Source organism: Limnospira sp., assembly GCF_051859755.1.
Taxonomy (GTDB): Bacteria; Cyanobacteriota; Cyanobacteriia; order Cyanobacteriales; family Microcoleaceae; genus Limnospira; species Limnospira fusiformis.
The window spans coordinates 1-1650 of sequence record NZ_JBIMLI010000312.1; the positions used below are offsets into that span (position 1 = coordinate 1).

The window sequence follows — 1650 nt, forward strand, 5'->3', positions numbered from 1 at the left end:
CATATCCCCATTCGCTCGGCTTGTCAACCCCCTGGAGCGGTGACGGGCTGGGCTATTTTTTTTTTTGAAAAAATAAACATTAGTCGAGCAATGAAACTGCTTAAATTTGTTGTACCCGCTTCTGTTTAGATCGGAGATTGAGGCTCGGACAGTTAACAGTTTTTTATAGATAGTGGTGGTCATGATGGATTCCTTAGTCGTTGTGTTGGCGAGGTTGGGTGAAGGGAGGGATTAATCACCGATTCCTGGAAGTTACCGAAAATTACCAGTTGGGTGGCACTTGGGAGTATTCATAATCACTGACCCAATCATCACTGATTAACCAGTTGTCGTCTGCGTCAAACTCAACACCCCCTTCAGAGTTGATCAAATCTCTAAGCTCCTCCCTATCGCCAAGTTCTAATACTTTGTGAATATGCTTACACTTGGGAATCCAGCGCGTTCCGGTTTCTAGGGTAAGTACATCACGGTTTTTACTCTGGAAATCAAAATCCTGGCAAGTGCAAGTTATTTCCTCTTCTTCGATGGACACTTCATAGGTGTCTCCTTGGGGATTAACAACAGCAAATTTATAGGGTTGATTGTGGGGGTATATTTCTAGCTTCCCGGTGTTGCGTTTCCTGAAGGTTTGGAAGTTTTGATGAAAAGATTTTTTACTGACAAACTTGGGTCTCAACCCGTGACCCTTTTTGAAAACAACAAAAATTACTTTCCACCAAATTTCAACCCTGGCAATAATTTGGTGAGAGCAACCACAAATCCGCGCGACGGCGGCTTTGCTGTACAAGATACTTGCCAAAGATTTGCTCTGTGTGGTAGTATGCATATAGAATCCTCAACTGATGAGTTAATTGGTTCTTAACCGTTTTGAGAGATTTGATGGGTCAGAGCCGCTGCAACGGCTCTTTCCTTATCCCTCTGATAAGATTATACACAATAGTACCGAAAACGTGCAATTGTTTACAAAACTTTACAGAGGGTAAAAAAATGAAAAGAGGCAGAAGAGGCGTTTATGATCGAGTTGGCAATCCCAACTTTTTCACAGACAAGAATCCAAGTAAGCTGAAACAGGAAGGATCTCAACCCGCGAATATACTGTTTGGCATTAGAGTAGCCCAGGATTTAAAAGACAAACTTGCGGTTATACCTAAGCGAGAACTGCGGAGGGTTTTAACTGAGTTCGCTGATAGCTACCTAGCGAACCAAAATAACTGCAAGTAGTTGCACTTTACAAAAGAAATGCACCGGGGCGGTTTTTGAGTTTAAGGGTCGATCGCTTACCTCTTGAGCGATCGCTTCTTGGTTGGGGGTTAGTCTATGTTAGTTAGTCGTCAAATTTAAGGATAGAGCAATAACCTCGCCATTCTGCTCCGGGTGGCGTATTCCACCAAAATGGCAGGCTTCGGTCTGGATACCATCCAAATTTTAGTTGTTGTTTCCCAAGGATGTCTAACAGCCCAAATTCAATTTGAACCCAGGTAACACTACAATGCAGAACCCTAGGGGCGGGTGTATATAGTTCCCGGTGTGTTTTATCGCTAGGGGCGGGTGTATATAGTTGGCTGGTTTTTCCCGTGGCCGATCGCGCACCCTGGGGGCGGGTTTATCAAGCTGACTTGTGGGAATTATGGCTGACTGCGGAACCCGCAG

2 protein-coding genes are annotated in these 1650 nt (G+C 44.3%); both read right to left on the reverse strand.

Going from position 1 to position 1650, the window contains the following annotated elements; all coding sequences use genetic code 11:
* Nucleotides 1-262 precede the first annotated feature (262 nt).
* Entirely contained in the window at nt 263-826 is a 564-nt protein-coding gene (locus ACTIE0_RS24215; RefSeq protein WP_006623502.1) for a hypothetical protein, read from the reverse strand.
* Between the two features lie 623 nt (nt 827-1449).
* Nucleotides 1450-1650: hypothetical protein (locus ACTIE0_RS24220; protein ID WP_439517032.1), on the reverse strand; the 201-nt coding region annotated here is incomplete at its 5' end.